Source organism: Gaoshiqia hydrogeniformans, from assembly GCF_049347105.1.
Taxonomy (GTDB): Bacteria; Bacteroidota; Bacteroidia; order Bacteroidales; family Prolixibacteraceae; genus Gaoshiqia; species Gaoshiqia hydrogeniformans.
This window is the reverse complement of record NZ_CP186334.1, coordinates 1,947,100-1,960,999: the sequence shown is the minus strand read 5'-3', so window position 1 is coordinate 1,960,999 and position 13,900 is coordinate 1,947,100. Positions and strand designations below refer to the sequence as shown.

Sequence of the window (13,900 nt, the reverse complement as noted above, 5' to 3'; positions counted from 1 at the left end):
ACCTATAGGTTTTTCTCCCAAAAGAACACAGGCTCCCCGCATTCGTGGTATCCCGCCTTCCGGTAAAGCTTTTGTGCTTTCAGGTTGTCGTGCCTGACTTCAAGATTGATCCGGCAGTAGCCGTTCTGCCGGCCATAACCGGCAATGGCATCCAGCAGGAACCGGCCAACGCCTTGCCCGCGAAAAGCAGGATCGACGATAAAGTCGTGAATGTTGATGAGCGGCCTGGCTTTAAAGGTTGAGAAATTTTTATTGCAATTGGCCAAAGCGGCATATTGGCCATCTGCCAGCGCCAAAAAACCCAGGTAGCCGGCATGTTGCTTCAACCCGTTTATCAGTTGCGGAGCCAGTTCTTCCGGCATGGGTGCGCCATTGCCCATCTCATCCTGCATGTACAGGCCAAGCAGGCGGATCAGTTGCCGACAGTGCTCCTCTTCATTCAAATCAATCCGGATAAGTGAAAAATTCATGGGAGAAAAAAATTAGTTAAACCTTGGTGCAAGATACGCTTCATTTGATGCTTCTAAAAGAAATAAAACGTTTTTAATGCGGGGACCAATGTCTTGTCTCTGTTTGGATTTGATTAATTCGGTATTTGTACTCGGAAGTCCGGTAAAAACTCTATTTTCGCATAAACTATAATCTCTCGGATACGTGAAAAAAAACCTGGTAATTATCCCGACATACAACGAGAAGGAAAATGTGGAGAAGATGATCAGACGAGTTTTCTCCTTAAAAACTCCGTTTGAATTATTGATTATCGACGATCATTCGCCGGATGGGACAGCGGCTATTGTTAAAAACCTGCAACAGGAATTTCCCGAAACCCTGCACTTACTGGAACGTAAAGGCAAACTGGGGCTCGGTACAGCTTATATTACCGGTTTTCAATGGGCGCTCGAACACGGCGCTGATTTTATTTTCGAGATGGACTGTGACTTTTCGCACAACCCCGACGACCTGGAGCTTTTATACGACGCCTGCGCCAACCAGGGAGCCGATCTGGCCATCGGGTCGCGGTACATTAAAGGCATTAACGTGATCAACTGGCCGCTGGGCCGTGTCCTGATGTCGTACTTTGCCTCCGTTTACGTGCGTATGGTTACCGGGATGAAGATCATGGACACCACTGCTGGCTTTAAATGTTACCGGAAAGAAGTACTGCAAACCATTGATCTGGAGGGTATCCGGCTAAAAGGTTACGGGTTTCAGGTTGAAATGAAGTTTACCGCCTGGAAACACAAATTCAAACTGGTTGAAGTTCCGATTATCTTTACCGAGCGGCAGGAAGGAAGCTCCAAAATGAACGGCGGAATCTTTAATGAAGCCCTTTGGGGAATTTTGAAGATGAAATTACGCAGCTGGTTTAAGCATTATAAACAGGTAAAAAATGAAGATCAGCCTTAAGGTTTATCGCCAATTTCCTGTTTGGAAATGAACAAATCGACGCTTACAACAATTATTTAAGGCTGCATAAATGTAGCCTTTTTGTTTTTTGACACGTAACCGAAATAAAAATCGAAGCATCATCTTTATGAAAACAATCATCCGACAGGCCACTCTGATTAATGAAGGGAAAAAATTTACGGGAAGTGTATTGATTGAGGGAGAATTTATCCGGAAAATTTACCGGGACGAAATCCCCGAAGCAGAGCTGAAATCGGCAACCGTTATTGAGGCGGAGGGAAAATACCTGATCCCCGGAGCTATTGATGATCAGGTCCATTTCCGCGAACCGGGGTTGACGCACAAGGGCGATATCGCCTCCGAATCGCGGGCAGCGCTCGCCGGAGGAATCACTTCCTACATGGAAATGCCCAATACCAACCCCCAAACCACCAGCCAGGACGAATTGGCCAAAAAATATGCCCGCGCAGCAGAGGTTTCGGCCGTGAACTATTCGTTTTACATGGGCGCCACCAACGACAACCTGAAAGAAGTGCTGGCAACCGATCCGGCAGCGGTATGCGGGATTAAGGTGTTCATGGGTTCATCAACAGGCAATATGCTCGTCGACAACGAAAAAGCCTTGTCCGAAATCTTCAGGCACGCCCCGACATTGGTGGCTACCCACTGTGAAGACGAAGGTATTATCAGACGGAATATCGAAATCTACCGGCAGAAGTACGGAGAAATTGTTCCCATTTCGCGTCATTCAAAAATCAGGAGCGCCGAGGCTTGTTTCAAATCGTCGTCGAAGGCCGTGGAACTGGCTTCAAAATTCGGAACCCGGCTGCATGTCCTCCACTTGTCATCGGCCGACGAAATGCAATTATTCCAGGCCGGCCCGGTAAAAGAAAAAAAGATTACAGCCGAAGTCTGTGTGCACCACCTCTGGTTCGAAGAGAAAGACTACATCGGCTACGGAACGCGCATCAAGTGGAACCCGGCCATTAAATCGGCAGAAGACCGGGCAGCCCTGTGGGCCGCCTTGCTGAATGATACCATTGATGTGGTTGCCACCGATCATGCCCCCCATACCCTCGATGAAAAATCTCATCCTTACTTCAAAGCGCCATCGGGAGGGCCGCTCGTTCAACATTCGCTGACGGCCATGTTCGAGTTTGTCCGTAAAGGAATCATCTCTGCCGAGAAGGTGGTTGAAAAAATGTGTCACGCCCCGGCCGACTTATTCCGGATTGACCGGCGCGGCTATCTTCGCGAAGGCTGGTATGCCGACCTCGTACTGATCGACCCGGAAAAATCGTGGACCGTCGTTCCCGAAAATATCATCTGCAAATGCGGCTGGTCGCCCTTCGAGGGAACCGAATTCAGTCACCAGGTGGAGAAAACCTTTGTAAACGGCCGGCTGGCATACGATCGCGGAACCATGACACCGGGGATTACCGGTAAACGGCTGATGTTTAACACAGGGAACTAACAAACGGATGTCATCGTTGCATCCGGCACGAAAAGCTGACCCGTTCAGGCTTCTGAGGACTGTTCGGAGCCTGAACGGGTCAGTCTTTTTAATTTCAGGTGAAGCCGGGGTTTAATCGACCACCACCACAAGGTATTTGGAAGCGCTCCAGAATTCGCGCGGGTTTTCAATCACCAGGCTTTCAACCGGTTTTTCACCGTTAAAATAATACGATCCGGCGGTGTGCGTGGTAATCAGCTCGGCTTTTTTCACATTCAGATCAAGTTGAAAAAATTCGCGGATATCGACCTCGGTAAAATAATCCCTGTTGAAATTTTCTTTCATTTTCAACGATCGTCCGATTCCAAGAAAACCGCCCCGTTTCTCAATGACGCCGTTTTCTTTCAGTTCTTTTTCCGTTCCAAAAACATAAAAAGCTGTATTGATGGCGATGGTCTGCTCGCTTATTGTTCTCGATTTATCACTGATCACCTGATCTTTATGCAGGCTTTCTTCCGTCATCAGATCAATTCGCTCGTTCAGCCCCGAAATATCGATTTGCATTCGCTGCAACTCGGCATTCAAGGCGGCAATTTCAACATTCTTCTGCTCTACCTGCCGGTTTAGAATGGTAATGGCTTTCTGCAGTTCAGCCACTTTCGCGTTCGATGCGCCCAGTTTTTTCTCGAGTTGGGCAACCAATTCCTTATTCCTGGCCAGCAAGTCATGAATCGTTTGGATATCGCTCATAATCTGCTCCTTCGAATTTCGTCTCATCTCGTTGGAGCCGCTGGCTTCAATCCTGACAATAGCTTCCATCTGTTTAATCGAATCCAGGTTTTCCTGAATTTCATTCATAGCAGCCACAAAATTAATAATGGCCGAATCTTTTTCAACCGCTGCCCGGGCCAGGCTATCCTGAACAACCTGCATGCGGTCGATCTTTTTTTGTTGACAGGAGGCCAGAACAGCAATCAGCATCAAAATCACAATTTTCTTCATAGTCTTTTAATTTTTAAATCCGGTCAAATTTAAACAGCTTTTTGACAAGCTGTTCGGCTCAGTACCAACTTTTTGTATTCTTTGCTCTTATTCCTTCTTATTTCAGACAACGCCAGAACAAAAGACTGGTTCTCCAGCCAAAATTGTCGTAACTTGAATCATATGCCAAAAATCAGAAACTATGGGAAAAACAGTTTACGAAGATGCTTTGTGGTATCATCAAAAAGGAAGGCCGGGAAAGATTGAAGTGATCCCGACCAAACCACACCTGACCCAGTATGATCTCTCGTTGGCCTATACCCCCGGAGTAGCGCAACCTTGTCGCGAAATCCAGCAAAACCCTGAAGACAGTTATAAATACACCTCAAAAGGCAACCTGGTGGCCGTCATCTCAAACGGCACAGCGGTTTTAGGTTTGGGCGATATTGGCCCTGCAGCCGGGAAACCGGTTATGGAAGGGAAGGGAATGTTGTTTAAAATATTCGCCGATGTTGATGTATTTGATATCGAAGTCGATGAAAAAGACCCGGACCGACTAATTGAAGTCGTAAAGGCCATTTCCCCGACTTTTGGCGGCATTAACCTCGAAGATATTAAGGCGCCGGAGTGTTTCTACATTGAGCAACAATTGATAAAAGCGCTCGACATCCCCGTGTTTCACGACGACCAGCACGGCACGGCCATTATCTCCGCGGCCGGTTTGTTAAATGCGCTTGAGCTGGTTGGCAAACCAATTGACCAAATAAAAGTAGTTATTAACGGGGCGGGGGCGGCGTCTGTATCCTGCGCCAAACTCTACCTCCGGCTTGGCGTCAGAAAAGAAAACATCGTCATGTTCGACAGCAAAGGCGTATTGTCAGACAAACGAACCGATCTTAATCCGGTGAAACAGGAATTTGTATGCCGCCGGCATTATCATTCCCTGGCTGAAGCCATGGTGGAATCCGATGTTTTCCTGGGCCTGTCGGTTGGAAATGTCGTTTCGAAAGAAATGATCCGCAGTATGGCAAAAAATCCCATTGTGTTTGCCATGGCCAACCCGACCCCGGAAATTTCGTACGAAGATGCTACAAATGTCCGTGATGATATCATCATGGCAACCGGAAGAAGTGACTATCCCAACCAAATTAATAATGTGCTGGGCTTTCCCTTTATTTTCCGCGGAGCGCTCGACGTCAGAGCAAGGGTGATTAATGAGGAAATGAAGATTGCCGCGGTCCGGGCCCTGGCAAACCTGGCCAAAGAATACGTGCCCGAACTGGTCACCAAGGCTTACAATATGGAAAACATTGTTTACGGAAAAGAATACATCATCCCAAAACCACTCGATCCACGTCTGATCACTACCGTTTCTCCGGCTGTGGCCAAAGCGGCCATGGATTCCGGGGTAGCACGAAAGCCTATTGAAGACTGGGAGGCATACGAACAGGAACTTGGCACCCGTCTTGGACTGGAAAATAAACTGATTATGACCATTTGCAACAAAGCCCGGCAGAATCCGAAGAAAGTGGTCTTTGCCGATGCCAACAACCTGAAGGTATTGAAAGCAGCGCGCTTTGTAGCCGACCAGGGAATTGCCCACCCGATTCTTATGGGAAACCGAACAGAAATCGAACAGATCGTCAACAAGAACATGCTCGAGATGACAGACATTCCCATTGTTGACATTCACCGGGAGGTAAGCGAAGCTAAACGGCAGCGTTTTGCCCAAATACTCTTTGAAAAACGAAAACGCAAGGGCATGAGTTTCGAAGAAGCCCTGGACAAAATGTACAACCACGACTATTTCGGATGTATGATGGTGGAAACCGGTGAAGCTGATGCCTTTATCTCCGGGTTTTCGCATAAATATGCCGACGCCATCCGCCCGGCCATCCATGTGATCGGCCCCAGGGAAGAGTTTCCCCACATTGCCGGCATGTACCTGATGCTTACCCGAAAAGGCCCCCTGTTCCTGGCCGACACCACTGTCAACTCAGACCCCGACGCACAAACCATCGCCGACACGACCGTGCTGGTGGCCAACGAGGTTAAACGGTTTAAAATTGAACCGCTCATCGCCATCCTGAGCTACTCGAACTTTGGCGCATTTAAAGGCAAAGGCAGCCCGATCAGGGCCGGGGAAGCAGTAAAAATACTGCACCAAACCCATCCCCAGCTGATCGTGGATGGCGAGATGCAAGCTAATTACGCACTGAACGGCGCCCTGAGGCATAAGAAATTTCCCTTTACCAAACTGAAAGATATGGATGCCAACGTACTGATCTTCCCCAACCTGAGCTCAGGGAATATCCTGTACAAGGTCTTACAGGAATTGGGAGCCGCGAAGGCCATCGGCCCGATCCTGCTGGGCATGAAAAAACCCATCCATGTGCTGCAGATGGAAAGCTCGGTAAGGGAAATAATCAACCTGACTGCCATCGCGGTAGTCGATGCCCAGGATGCCAGAGTCAGTTAATCAAATCGAATCCGCAAAACGGAACCAATACTTCGGGCACACGGATACCTTCGGGAGTTTGGTTATTCTCAAGCAAGGCAGCCACAATGCGCGGCAGGGCCAGGGCGCTGCCGTTCAAGGTGTGGGCGATAACCGGTTTTTTGGTTTGCTCGTCGCGGTAACGCAGTTTCAGCCGGTTGGCCTGGAACGATTCAAAATTGGAAACCGAACTCACTTCGAGCCATTTTTCCTGGGCTGCGGAAAACACTTCAAAGTCGTAAGTAAGGGCCGAGGTGAAGCTCATATCGCCGCCGCACAAACGCAGGATGCGGTAAGGCAATCCCAGTTTCCGGACCAGGCTTTCCACATGGGCCACCATTTCGTCCAGCACCTGGTAGCTGTTGTCGGGATGGGCAATTTGCACAATCTCCACTTTGTCAAATTGGTGCAGGCGGTTCAATCCGCGTACATCTTTGCCGTACGAGCCGGCCTCGCGGCGGAAGCAGGCGCTGTAAGCGGTATTTTTTACGGGAAGGTCTTTGGCTTCCACAATCACATCGCGGTACAGGTTGGTTACCGGCACTTCGGCCGTGGGAATCAGGTACAAATTATCTTCGGTCACATGGTACATCTGCCCTTCTTTATCGGGCAGCTGGCCGGTACCAAAGCCGCTGTCTTCGTTCACCATCAGCGGGGGTTGAATTTCGAGGTAGCCTGCTTTGTCCGCTTCATTTAAAAAGAAGTTGATCAGTGCCCGCTGCAAGCGGGCGCCTTTCCCTTTGTATACCGGGAACCCGGCTCCGGTCAGTTTTACGCCCAATTCAAAATCGATCAGATTGTATTTCGAGGCCAACTCCCAGTGGGGCAATTTACCGGCGCCGAGAGCAGGCAGGTTGCCGCCTGATTTCACCACCAGGTTGTCTTCGGGCGTTCTCCCCGCGGGTACCAGTTCGGCGGGCAGGTTGGGCAGTTGCACCTGTAATTCAAATACCTGTTCGTCAATCTTCGAAAAATCGTCATCCAACTGTTTGATGGTTTCTTTCAGCTCGGTGGTACGCTCTTTGGCCAAGTTGGCTTCATCCTGTTTTCCTTCGCGGAATAACTGCCCGATCTCTTTCGACAATTTATTCATCTCGGCTTTCACCTGGTCGGCTTTTGCCTGAGTTTCATTCTTCTTTTTATACAGATCGATGATTTGACCGACAATACCGGCTGCATCGAAATTTTTCTTTTTCAGCTTTTCAACAACCAATTCGGGGTTTTCCTGAATAAAACGTAGATTGAGCATTTTGAACAGATTTTTAAGGTCACTGACCCGATTTTACTATTTTCGATATCGTACTAAAAACAAAAACTCAGACCAATTTACCGATCAGATCCGGTGTTGTTTGGTTCTGCCGGCCAAAGTTATAAAATAAAAAATCTCCTGCCTCAAACCAGACAGGAGATTCTTTTTTGCTTATCTTAATATCGTCTTAGTTTGCTGCCACAACGGGCTCAACAGACACATACGACCTGTTGTCTTTTTTCTTTCTGAAAACGACAGTGCCATCAATCAGGGCAAATAACGTATGATCTTTTCCCAGACCAACATTATCACCAGGATGATGAGAAGTTCCGCGCTGACGAACCAAAATGTTGCCAGCTTTGCAAACCTGACCGCCGTAGATTTTTACGCCGAGTCGTTTACTTTCCGATTCGCGTCCGTTCTTCGAACTACCGACACCTTTCTTATGAGCCATGGTTAATGAATGTTTTTAGGGTTATCCAATAATTTCTTCAATCTGAATCTGAGTTAAATACTGCCGGTGACCATTTTTCTTTTTGTAACCTTTTCTTCTTTTCTTTTTGAAGACGATTACTTTTTCACCTTTCAGGTGGTCCAATACTTTGGCGGTTACTTTAGCTCCTTCGACAACCGGGGTGCCGATTTTAATGGCGCCTTCGTTGTCAACCAAAAGAACTTTCTCAAATTCTACATTTTCGCCTGCTGCTGTTTCGAGGCGGTGAACAAACAATTTTTTGTCTTTCTCGACACGGAATTGCTGTCCGGCAATTTCTACAATCGCGTACATCTTGTGCTATTTTTTATTTTCTTCGGAAGGCGGGAAATCGTTTGAAAGTCCACTTGTTGAGCCTGCCCGAAACTTTGGTCTGCAAAAGTAGCTATTTTTTAACGACTGCCAAAAATTTCAGATTCTTTTTTAGTAAAAATGAAAAGCCAAACGATCTGTCTTCCTACTTGTTGGGGAAAATAACCGGTTAAGAATCCGGCTAAGGTAACGCGATTCAGTAAAACAATTGTTATATTTGCTCATTACACCTTCTCGGCTTGTATTATGCAAAAAGTACGATTAAACATTCTGGGCCTGTCTGTTAGCCAAACTCAATCCGGCGCTTACGCGCTGGTTCTGGCCGAAGAAAACGGGGACCGGAGGATTCCGATTATCATCGGACCAGTTGAAGCCCAGGCCATTGCCATCCAGCTTGAAGGGCTGAAACCACCTCGTCCGCTTACCCACGATTTGTTTAAAAACTTGTCTGTCGCTTTCGATATTCATATCTCCGAAGTCATCATCTACAAACTGGAAGAAGGGATTTTCTTTTCGGAACTGGTTTGTGAAATGGGAAACCAGGAAACCCGGATCGACTCCAGGACCTCGGATGCTGTTGCCCTGGCCTTACGGTTTAAGTGCCCGATTTATACCACCGAAGATATTTTGAGCAAAGCCGGAATCATCCTGGATCCGGAAAGCCCGTCGATGGCCGACTTTGAGGGCGAGGAAGACGAGCGAAAAAGTCAGAAGAAAGAATCCGAGTTTGACCGGTTCACGGTAAAAGAACTGACCGACATGATGAATGAAGCGATCAAAAACGAGAACTACGAACGGGCATCGAAAATACGCGATGAAATTAACCGACGAAAAAAATAACTCCTGACGAATGAAACAAGTTATCCTCGGGCTCACCCTGCTGATCTTTCTGGTCGGTTCCGTATCCGGTATTGCCTCAGCCGCTTCGCAGGAAGAACCGGTCGTCCCGACCGAAGAAATCCTGACTGAAAGTCCGTCCGGTAACACATCAAATATCCTGTTATCATCCGGGCATCAGCGTTCATTCAGTTTCATGACGATCCTGCGCGGCCTGTTGGGTATGCTGGTTTTGGTTGCCCTGGGGGCGCTTTTTTCCCGAAACCGGAAACACATTCCCTGGAAATCGGTTGGCGTAGGATTGATTTTTCAGCTTGTTCTGGCGGTAGGGGTGCTGTATGTCCCGTTTATTCGCGCCGGCTTCGATTTTTTCGGGAGGATCTTTGTAAAAATACTCGATTTCACCAAAGTTGGAAGCGAATTCCTGTTTGGTTCGCTGATCGACATGAACCAATTCGGATCCATATTCGCTTTCCAGATTTTGCCGACCATCATTTTCTTCTCTGCTCTGACCAGCCTGCTGTTTTACTGGGGAATCATCCAGCGGATCGTATGGGCCCTGGCTTGGCTTTTCACCCGGCTGATGAAATTATCGGGCGCGGAGGCGCTTTCGGTGGCCGGGAACATCTTTTTAGGCCAAACCGAATCGCCCCTGATGATAAAAGCCTACCTGTCGAAAATGAATGATTCCGAAATGATGCTCGTGATGACCGGTGGAATGGCGACGATGGCCGGAGGCGTTTTGGCCGCTTACATTGGCATGCTGGGAGGGGATGACCCCCTGCTCCGGCTCGAATTTGCCAAACACCTGCTCACCGCTTCGGTTATGGCTGCACCCGGGGCCGTTATTTTTTCGAAGATGATCTTTCCAAATCCCGACTCGGTGAATAAAGATGTAGAAGTCAGCAAAGATAAAATTGGCAGCAACACCCTCGACGCCATCACCAACGGGACCACCGACGGAATAAAACTGGCCGTCAATGTGGCCGGCATGCTGCTCGCTTTCCTGGCCTTGATCGCCATGTTTAACTTTACGATCGGTAAATTTGGTTCGTGGACCGGACTGAATGAACTGATTGCAACCGGAACCAACGGTCGGTTCCATGAACTGTCGCTCCAGTTTCTGCTGGGTTACCTGTTTGCCCCCATCATGTGGCTGATTGGCATCTGCCCGCAGGACATCATGCTTGCCGGCCGGTTACTGGGCGAAAAACTGATCCTGACCGAATTTATCGGCTACATCAGCTTGTCCGACTTAAAGGCAGCCGGCGCTTTCGTTGAGCAGAAATCGGTGATCATGGCCACTTACGTATTATGCGGTTTTGCCAATTTTGCCTCCATTGGCATTCAAATCGGCGGAATCGGGGCATTGGCGCCAAACAAACGGGTAGCGTTGTCGCGTCTTGGTTTATATGCCCTGCTGGCCGGAACGCTGGCTTCGCTCATGTCGGCCACCATCATCGGGATGATCCTCGGTTAATCATCAGGGACGGGACGTGCATACAGATGACGCGTCGTGCTGACACTTACCGGTGATGTTTTTGAATATTTAACCTAGTTGAGGCTTCATACGTAACAGAGATTAGTATTAACAAAAAAATCTCCGATATGAAGCAATTCCATGTGATTTTTCAGATCTTACTGGTTCTTTTGCTGTTAGCCGGATGCAAACAACAGCCCGAAATTGGTTTGTTGATGGATACAACCGCCCGGGAGCGTTGGGCAAAAGACCGGGATTCTTTCGTAAAGAAAGTAAATGAGCTCGGAGGGTCGGTTACGGTTAAGGTAGCTGATTCGGACGCCTCGGTACAATTCCAACAAGGTTTGGAGTTGATTAACGCCGGCGTGGATGTGCTGGTGATTATTCCGGTTGACATGACCGTTGCGGCAGGCATTGTAAAAATGGCAAAAAAGCAAAACATCCCGGTCATTTCATACGACCGGTTAATCAAAGACAGCGATATCGATTTCTATGTATCAACCGACAACATCAATGTGGGTGAGCAACAGGCCAACTTTTTGACAACCGTACAACCAACCGGCAACTATGTCCTAATTGGGGGCCCCACGTCCGACAACAACTCGTTTCAGCTTCACCTGGGCTGGATGAATGTTTTGCAACCGCTCATCGACAAAGGCGATATCAAACTGATCAGCCACCAGTTTGTCAAACGCTGGGAGCCTGAAGACGCCTATGTCATGATGAAACCCATTATTGCGGGCGGACAGGAAATTAACGCGGTGATTGCAGGAAACGACGCCCTGGCCGACGGGGTTATCAGAGCGCTTCAGGAACACGGGTTAGCCGGCAAAGTGCTGGTTGCCGGGCAGGACGCCGATATCGGGGCTATTCGCAATATCATTCTGGGGAACCAAACAATTACAGTTTACAAGCCGATCGAATCGTTGGCATTTAATGCCGCCGATGCGGCAATCAAGATGGCCAAAGGCAAAAACCCGTCCGAGAATATGGGCTTTACCGTGAACAACGGACACCGCCTCGTACCGGCTATTCTGCTGAACGGCCAGGTAGTAAACAAACAAAATATCCGTATGACGGTCATTTCTGAAGGATTTATTGCAGAACAGGAGATATTTGAGTAATACTGTGTTTCAAAATCCCTTCACCGGAGCGCGGAACAACATCCGCGCTTTTTTTACCACGAACTTTTCTGTCGGATTTTGGGTATTCAACCGAAAACCTGTAACTTTCCCCATTCATTCATCATCGGGATATCGATTTTTCTGAAAGAAGTACAGCATGAGACAATACCTTGATTTACTGGACCATATTACAAAAAACGGTGTAGAGAAAAGCGACCGTACCGGAACCGGGACCATGAGTGTGTTTGGTTACCAGATGCGTTTTAACCTGGAAGAAGGTTTTCCGGCGCTGACAACCAAAAAGTTACACCTAAAATCGATCATTTACGAATTGTTGTGGTTCCTGGCCGGCGACACCAACATCAAATACCTGACCGACAACGGTGTTAAAATCTGGAACGAATGGGCCGACAAGGACGGAAACCTGGGCCATATTTACGGATACCAATGGCGCTCGTGGCCTACGCCCGATGGCAAACACATTGACCAGATCAGCCAGGTAGCCGACAGCATAAAAAACAACCCCGACTCGCGGCGCCACATCGTGAGCGCCTGGAACGTGGGCGAACTCGACCAAATGAACCTGCCCCCCTGCCATTTGCTGTTCCAGTTTTATGTGGCAGACGGCAAATTGTCGTGCCAGCTTTACCAGCGCAGTTGCGATGTATTTCTGGGTGTTCCGTTCAACATTGCATCGTATGCCTTGTTAACCTTGATGATGGCCCAGGTGTGCGGACTAAAACCGGGAGATTTTGTGTGGACCGGAGGCGATGTGCACATCTACCTTAACCACCAGGAACAGGTAAAACTGCAACTGACCCGTACGCCCAAAAAATTACCGGAGATGAAAATCAACCCGGATGTGAAATCCATCTTCGATTTCAAATACGAAGATTTTGAGTTAGTTAATTACGAGGCCGATCCCCATATTCGCGGAAAAGTTTCGGTTTAAAAACAGTTGTACGGGAGCTCAGCCAACAGCGGCTTACTCCGGAACGGCATCATAAATTCAAAAACCATGATCCACGAAAATATTTCCATTATTGTTGCTGTTGCCAAAAACTTCGCGATCGGCAAAAACAACGATTTGCTTTTTCACCTGCCCAACGACCTGAAACATTTTAAAGAAATTACTCTGGGCCATAGCCTGATTATGGGCAGAAATACCCTGCTCTCGCTGCCCAAATGGCCTTTACCCAACCGCCGGCATATTGTTATTACCGATAAACCCGATGATTATTTTGAAGGATGCGAAACGGTTTTTTCGATCGAAGAAGCCATTGGGAAAGTAAAAGACGAGCAGGAAGTATTTGTGATTGGCGGCGGGATGATTTACCGCCAGTTTTATCCTTTGGCCGGGAAACTTTACCTCACCCTGGTTCATAAAGATTTTGACGCTGATGTTTATTTCCCGGAAGTGAAATACGAAGAATGGGAAGAACTCAGCCGGGAAGACTTCTACGACGGGAAGAACCAATTCGATTACTCATACATCAATCTGAAACGAAAATAAAAAATGTCCCGGACCGTGTAAAGTCCGGGACATTTCGTTTATAGTCAGCCAACCGTGCGCTTACAGGCCATCAAGGCCTGATCAATTTTTATTTCCCTTCCCGGGATGACCGGTCTTCCCTTTCGTCGCCCAACCGCCGCTTTTTCCCTTATCCTTATAGTTCGCGATATGTTCGGCATTGTACTGCTGGGGCCTATCGGTATGCAGGTCCAACTCCACTTTAGCCGCCCTTCTCAGGTTAACATCCACAAAGGCTAAGGGCAGATTGACACCTACTTGCCAGTTTCGCCCGTTCAGGTAAATATACACCCCCTTTTGTACATCGTAGTAGAAGTTGTGCTCGGGGAAGTATACATGCCGGGTTTTAGCCCGGTAGCCGTGTGCCGGCGCCCAGGGCGGCGGACCTCCCGGCTTTTTTCCCTGTGCCGGAGAAAGCAGGGGAAGCGCCAGGCTTAATGTCAGCAGCATCAGAAAAGCTGTCAGTTTGTTTTTCATTTTCATGATTCGTTCGTCTTTTTTTTGTTTTTACAGGCCAAGCGGTCTGGTATATGGAA

At 48.2% G+C, this 13,900-nt stretch carries 14 protein-coding genes; 8 read left to right on the top strand and 6 right to left on the bottom strand.

The features are described 5' to 3' along the window. Nucleotides 1–2: 2 nt before the first annotated feature. Nucleotides 3–470 (bottom strand): GNAT family N-acetyltransferase, encoded by a 468-nt coding sequence (locus tag ACOIT5_RS07885; protein ID WP_423129929.1) that lies wholly within the window; start codon nt 468–470, stop codon nt 3–5. Nucleotides 471–654: 184 nt separating this feature from the next. Here ACOIT5_RS07885 and ACOIT5_RS07880 point away from each other — a divergent pair, with 184 nt between their 5' ends. Together ACOIT5_RS07880 and ACOIT5_RS07875 are read left to right on the top strand one after the other, a co-directional pair. Continuing rightward, on the top strand, nt 655–1,407 hold the full coding sequence (locus tag ACOIT5_RS07880; protein WP_423129928.1) for a polyprenol monophosphomannose synthase: 753 nt from the start codon (nt 655–657) through the stop codon (nt 1,405–1,407). A 127-nt stretch (nt 1,408–1,534) separates the two neighbouring features. Then, nucleotides 1,535–2,881, top strand: coding sequence for a dihydroorotase (locus tag ACOIT5_RS07875; protein WP_423129927.1), 1,347 nt, complete (start codon nt 1,535–1,537; stop codon nt 2,879–2,881). 111 nt (nt 2,882–2,992) lie between these two features. Here the strand turns inward: ACOIT5_RS07875 and ACOIT5_RS07870 are convergent, their stop codons facing one another. Continuing rightward, nucleotides 2,993–3,862: a coiled-coil domain-containing protein gene (locus ACOIT5_RS07870; protein WP_423129926.1), complete on the bottom strand. Its 870-nt coding sequence runs from the start codon at nt 3,860–3,862 to the stop codon at nt 2,993–2,995. A gap of 181 nt (nt 3,863–4,043) precedes the next feature. Here ACOIT5_RS07870 and ACOIT5_RS07865 point away from each other — a divergent pair, with 181 nt between their 5' ends. Next, the gene (locus ACOIT5_RS07865; RefSeq protein WP_423129925.1) at nt 4,044–6,320 is read left to right on the top strand and encodes an NADP-dependent malic enzyme; all 2,277 of its coding nucleotides are present in this window, start codon (nt 4,044–4,046) and stop codon (nt 6,318–6,320) included. Here the strand turns inward: ACOIT5_RS07865 and serS are convergent. The 3 genes from serS to rplU form a co-directional block, all read right to left on the bottom strand. Then, a complete protein-coding gene (gene serS, locus ACOIT5_RS07860) occupies nt 6,313–7,587 on the bottom strand; it encodes a serine--tRNA ligase (RefSeq protein WP_423129924.1) in 1,275 nt (424 codons plus the stop codon). The two genes, ACOIT5_RS07865 and serS, sit on opposite strands and share 8 nt — an antisense overlap. A 187-nt stretch (nt 7,588–7,774) precedes the next feature. Then, on the bottom strand, nt 7,775–8,041 hold the full coding sequence (rpmA, locus tag ACOIT5_RS07855; RefSeq protein WP_282591258.1) for a 50S ribosomal protein L27: 267 nt from the start codon (nt 8,039–8,041) through the stop codon (nt 7,775–7,777). 21 nt (nt 8,042–8,062) lie between these two features. After that, entirely contained in the window at nt 8,063–8,374 is a 312-nt protein-coding gene (rplU, locus tag ACOIT5_RS07850; protein WP_423129923.1) for a 50S ribosomal protein L21, read from the bottom strand. Between the two features lie 264 nt (nt 8,375–8,638). Here rplU and ACOIT5_RS07845 point away from each other — a divergent pair, with 264 nt between their 5' ends. The 5 genes from ACOIT5_RS07845 (at nt 8,639) to ACOIT5_RS07825 (ending at nt 13,346) form a co-directional block, all read left to right on the top strand. Next, nucleotides 8,639–9,232, top strand: coding sequence for a bifunctional nuclease domain-containing protein (locus ACOIT5_RS07845; RefSeq protein ID WP_423129922.1), 594 nt, complete (start codon nt 8,639–8,641; stop codon nt 9,230–9,232). A gap of 10 nt (nt 9,233–9,242) precedes the next feature. After that, nucleotides 9,243–10,709, top strand: a complete 1,467-nt coding sequence (locus ACOIT5_RS07840; RefSeq protein ID WP_423129921.1) for a NupC/NupG family nucleoside CNT transporter — start codon at nt 9,243–9,245, stop codon at nt 10,707–10,709. 128 nt (nt 10,710–10,837) lie between these two features. Further along, complete coding sequence (locus tag ACOIT5_RS07835; protein ID WP_423129920.1) at nt 10,838–11,833, top strand: substrate-binding domain-containing protein; 996 nt, start codon at nt 10,838–10,840, stop codon at nt 11,831–11,833. A gap of 157 nt (nt 11,834–11,990) precedes the next feature. Continuing rightward, nucleotides 11,991–12,785 carry a thymidylate synthase gene (locus ACOIT5_RS07830; RefSeq protein WP_423129919.1) on the top strand — a complete coding sequence of 265 codons (795 nt, stop codon included), beginning with the start codon at nt 11,991–11,993 and terminating at the stop codon, nt 12,783–12,785. Between the two features lie 66 nt (nt 12,786–12,851). Continuing rightward, nucleotides 12,852–13,346, top strand: a complete 495-nt coding sequence (locus tag ACOIT5_RS07825) for a dihydrofolate reductase (RefSeq protein WP_423129918.1) — start codon at nt 12,852–12,854, stop codon at nt 13,344–13,346. Nucleotides 13,347–13,427: 81 nt separating this feature from the next. Here the strand turns inward: ACOIT5_RS07825 and ACOIT5_RS07820 are convergent, their stop codons facing one another. Then, complete coding sequence (locus tag ACOIT5_RS07820; RefSeq protein WP_423129917.1) at nt 13,428–13,847, bottom strand: hypothetical protein; 420 nt, start codon at nt 13,845–13,847, stop codon at nt 13,428–13,430. Nucleotides 13,848–13,900 lie beyond the last annotated feature (53 nt).